This window comes from Psychrobacillus sp. (assembly GCF_056205495.1).
Window position 1 is genome coordinate 1 of the sequence record NZ_JBAEAP010000026.1, and the last position, 4,601, is coordinate 4,601.

At 36.4% G+C, this 4,601-nt stretch carries 5 protein-coding genes; 3 read left to right on the plus strand and 2 right to left on the minus strand.

Going from position 1 to position 4,601, the window contains the following annotated elements; genetic code table 11:
• The coding region (locus AC06OU_RS00695) for a hypothetical protein (protein WP_475853429.1) at nucleotides 1-218 on the plus strand (218 nt) is incomplete at its 5' end.
• Between the two features lie 240 nt (nucleotides 219-458).
• On the opposite strand, the gene AC06OU_RS00700 is transcribed toward AC06OU_RS00695, so the two are convergent.
• Entirely contained in the window at nucleotides 459-1,268 is an 810-nt protein-coding gene (locus AC06OU_RS00700; RefSeq protein ID WP_475853430.1) for an ATP-grasp domain-containing protein, read from the minus strand.
• Entirely contained in the window at nucleotides 1,265-2,143 is an 879-nt protein-coding gene (locus AC06OU_RS00705) for an ATP-grasp domain-containing protein (protein WP_475853431.1), read from the minus strand. Before AC06OU_RS00705 ends, AC06OU_RS00700 begins: the two co-directional genes overlap by 4 nt.
• An 87-nt stretch (nucleotides 2,144-2,230) precedes the next feature.
• Between AC06OU_RS00705 and AC06OU_RS00710 the strand changes: the two genes are divergently transcribed.
• Nucleotides 2,231-3,451 (plus strand): bifunctional folylpolyglutamate synthase/dihydrofolate synthase, encoded by a 1,221-nt coding sequence (locus AC06OU_RS00710; protein ID WP_475853432.1) that lies wholly within the window; start codon nucleotides 2,231-2,233, stop codon nucleotides 3,449-3,451.
• 97 nt (nucleotides 3,452-3,548) lie between these two features.
• On the plus strand, nucleotides 3,549-4,601 hold a 1,053-nt coding region (locus tag AC06OU_RS00715), incomplete at its 3' end, for a GAF domain-containing protein (RefSeq protein WP_475853434.1).

Sequence of the window (4,601 nt, forward strand, 5' to 3'; positions counted from 1 at the left end):
CTTGTAAAACAGCAAGTGTAGCCAGTACCGATGAGGTATCTGGCTACACTTTTTTTATTTGGAGTGGGGGTGGAGTTAGAGAACCTTGCAGAGATGGGGGAGAACCTTGCAGAGATGAGGTAGAACCTTGCAGAGACGGGAGAGAACCTTGCGGAAACAAGGTAGAACCTTGCAAGTGTCATTCTGAGGAGGAAATGGAGAAAGTGTTGCAGAGATAAGCTAAAGTGTTGCGCGAACAGCCCGAAGTGTTGCGGGAAATAAAAGTGTTGTGGGAAATGGAGAAAGTGTTCCACAAACGGACGGAAGTGTTGCAGAAAGGAGGCAAAGTGTTGCGCGAAAAGTCGGAGGTGTTGCGGGAAATAAAAGTATTGTAGGAAATAGAGAAAGAGTTGAGCAAATAGTTGGAAGTGTTGCAAAATGAATGGCCACCCACATGAACAAATAAAAGTACATCAAGCTTAACGCTCGATGTACTTTTTTAATTGCGCATCTATATAATTTATAATTGGTATAGCGATATCCGTCTGGGTTGTTTGATAATATGATCTTGCTCCAACCGGATCCTCTAATTCATTGAATAGCCATCTGCCATCGGGTAGAAGTAAGAAATCAATTCCTACGTAATCGCTTTTAATGGCTTTTGCTATTTTAATTACATCTGCTTCTTGAGTTGCAGAGAGTTCATATTTTTCTACGGTTCCACCTAGCGTGAAATTGGATTTAAAGCTATTTGGGGCACCTATTCTTTTTACTGCTCCAATTACCTCGCTACCTAGCATAAATACTCTTACATCGGTAGCATTCGTTTCTACATAAGCTTGAGCGAGAATGGTCTGTGATGAAAAGTCATTTAGAAATACATCCGCATCTTGTGCCTCAGTAAACTTTTCTACCTGCATTCCGCCATGCCCGCCAGTGGTCTTAAGTACAACCGGATAATCGCGTATGTCTTCAGCGTTGTTAATTTTATAGGTTGGAACTGTAGCGATTCCAAGCATTTGAACTAGCTGAATTGCTTTCCACTTATCATTAGCAATAACGTTGACCTCTGATCGGTTGAACATGGGAACACCGCGTTGCTCTAGCTTTTTAGAAAGCTCAGGATTCCTTGCTCGAAAGAAAATGAAATCACAATCAGGAAATTCGGTTTGATTATCGTCTATAACGGTAAGAGAATGGCCAAGAGTTTTTGCTGCTTGGATTAACCGATCTATAAAGCTTTGGTTTCGCTCAATCTCTTTATATTCATATATCAATAGGCCGTTCATATAACAACAGCACCAATTTTAGATAAAATGTAGTCGATCATCGCATCACCTACGTTAATGCCTGTGACGTTATAAATGTTACGTATATGGGCTACTCCGTTAACTTCACATACTAAGGGCTCTTCATTTTCCCCAAACAGCAGATCTACTCCTGCGAACTCAGCATTCAGTGCAGTAGCAGCTTGAATAGCTACTTCCTTTTGTCTTTCTGTTAAAATAATCTCAGTTGCAGTTCCACCATTAGTAATATTAGCCCGGAAATCTGTAGCTGATTGGCGATGCATGCAAGCAACGACTTGTCCACCTACCACATTCACCCGTATGTCTCTTCCTCTGCTAGATTCAATAAATTGCTGGAAGACATACTCTACTCCCTTTAGTTCTTCTACTTTATCAAAGAACTGCTCTCTTGTTTCTATTAGGTATACACGCTGACCAAAGGAGCCATGCGCTTCCTTAATAATCATTGGCAGTTGAAGTATTTGTAGCACTTGTTCGTAATAACCTGTATGCATAATAGTGAATTCAGGATAAACTTTTGGTGCTATGATCGTTATAGGCATTGGTACATCAGCTTTTGCTAGCTCGAGATATTGATGTGCTTTGTTATCACAAATCTCAATTACACTAGGATCATTGAACACTGGTATGCCCGCATTCTTCAGATATTTCGCAAGCAAAATATCTTTATCTAGAAAGACGACAAAATCAGGCCTCGCTGATAAGTTTTCATGAACGTTCATAAGAAGTTCATAATTCTTTACTAAAATAGCTTGTAAGCCTTTTTTCTCTGCGGCTTCTTTAAGGAGGAGAGCCTGATCGAGAAACTTATCATGTGTAAGACTACCATTGTAAATGATCCAACAAGTTTGCATAATTAAATGACCTCCACGGGTACGTGTTATAATGTGTTCACAAGAAGTTTAGCAGAAAAGTAACCAAGACGGAATAGGGTGAATGACTTGGAAATAAAAAAATTTAACAATTATAAGATAAAGTGGAATATTAATAGTGAAACTATGATTAAACCTGGCCTGGATAGGATAAAAAAGGCTCTAGATTTGCTTGGAAATCCTCAGGATAAACAAAAAATAATTCATGTTGCCGGAACAAATGGGAAAGGTTCAACGATTGCTTTTATGAGAGCAATCGCATCTGAACATCAGCTCAATTACGGAAGTTTCACATCGCCATGTTTAATTGACGTACATGATCAAATTCAACTGAATGGTAATAATGTGACAGAGGCTCAAATGGATAACGCGTTTGCTCAGCTAGTAAATGTGGGTATTAGTGGAATGCTTACTGACTTCGAACTGTTAACAGTTATTGCGTTTATAATCTTTGCAGAACAAGAATTGGATGTAGTATTTATAGAAGCTGGTATGGGTGGAAGATTTGATAGTACAAATGTGATTAAACAATCCGTAGCTGTTATACCTAGTATTTCTATAGATCATACTAATTTCCTTGGGGAAACAATCGAAGAAATTAGTTGGCACAAAGCAGGAATAATAAAGGAACATGGCAAATTGATATTAGGGGATACTTTACAGTCTTCTAAAGAAGTTATACGGAAAGAAGTAAATAGTAAAAATGCAGAGCTAATCGAGATAAATAAAGATTTTCAAATCCGTAAAAACAGCTATAATTATAAAAAGTATAAATTTGAGAAATTAACCCCTCAGATGCTAGGGAAGCACCAGCTTTCTAATATGGCCCTTGCCATAACTGCTATGATAGAAACTGGTTTTATATTAAATGAAGAGAACGTTAGAAAAGCAGTTATTAAAGCTTCACTCCCTGGTCGAATGGAAAAGTGGAATGACCATGTTTACATGGATGGTGCACACAATCAAGCTAGTATAGATGCACTTGTAGATACTATTAAGCAGTATTTTCCTAATGAACGTATTCACTTCATTATTGGTATTTTAAAAGATAAAGATTATAAATATATGTTAAGTAGACTAGAAGAAGTTGCGACTAGCTTTGAATTCGTTGACTTCAAACATGAACGTGCTTTAGACGCTACTATATTATTTAACCACTGTACCCATAGTGATAAACGTGTAACAAAAGATATCCATTTAATAGACCTACATAAACCTAAAAAAGAAAGTATGACTATTGTCTCAGGGTCATTGTATCTAATTACGGAATTAAAAGGAATAAACAGTTAAAAGGTAATTTTAATTATTCAGTCTATATATGTTATAATCTTTATAATACAAATAAATGTAAAATTAATAGATATGTTGAAGGGAGGTCTAAAGGTCTATGGAATTCACTCAGAGAGCAAAAAATATAATGATAGCCATATGGTTTATCTTTGTTCCACTAGGTACTTTGTTAGTGTATATAAATTCCCCAACTAAACCTACCGAATGGGAAAACTACGGCTACTATTTACTTTTAGCCTTGTTATCTAGTGTATTTCCTTTTGTGATAGCCGGATCCACCATTGTTTTAGTCCTTTGGGTCAATGTAGCAATTTTCATGCAGTTCGGTATACTAGCAGAATTAATCTCGATGCAATTATGCATGTTTCCTATTATCTATCACATGAAAATAACACGTGAAACGTTATTTAAATACTTCTTCAACTCATCTATGTTTTTCTTCCTTTCCGTAATATGTGGAAGTCTAATCATTGGACTTGGATTTGAAATCGGTAGTGTAAATATAATGGAAGTAGTTATGTTCGGATCCCTTTATGCGGTATCTTACATTTTTATCAACCATATAATTCTTTATGGGAGAGAGGTAATATGTGGATTTAAGCCTCTATTTCTTACAAAAGATTTCTACTGGGAAACTGCATGTCTACTTATGACACTACCGTTTGGTTTAAGTTTATATTTATTTGAGGATGCAATAGGTCCCATTGCTTTATTGTTAATGGGAATACCATTAATGACAATAACTGTGATCGTTCGGTTATATAGTGATTCAGAAAAAGTCAATAATGATTTGAACAAGGCTAGTGAATTTGGACATGAGTTAGCGGAACGTTTAACGTCTAATGAAATACTAGATATTTTTGTGGAAAGAGTTTCTAACATGTTTCCTAGTGATAGTGCTTTTATTGTCGATAATTTGAATGGTAAATTTATTATTTTACGCGCAATGGTAGATGGAAGTATGAAAGAGCTAGAATTCCCTCATGAAGAAATTCAAAATAGCTTTGCAGGTGCCTGTTACGATAAAGGGGAGCCAACCCTATTTAATAAACAGGTAGAATGGATTTCACAAAAGCCTCCATTTTTATCAACAGAAATGCAAAGTGTCATGTGTGTACCAATTTACCGCAACCAAAAAATTGAGGGAGTA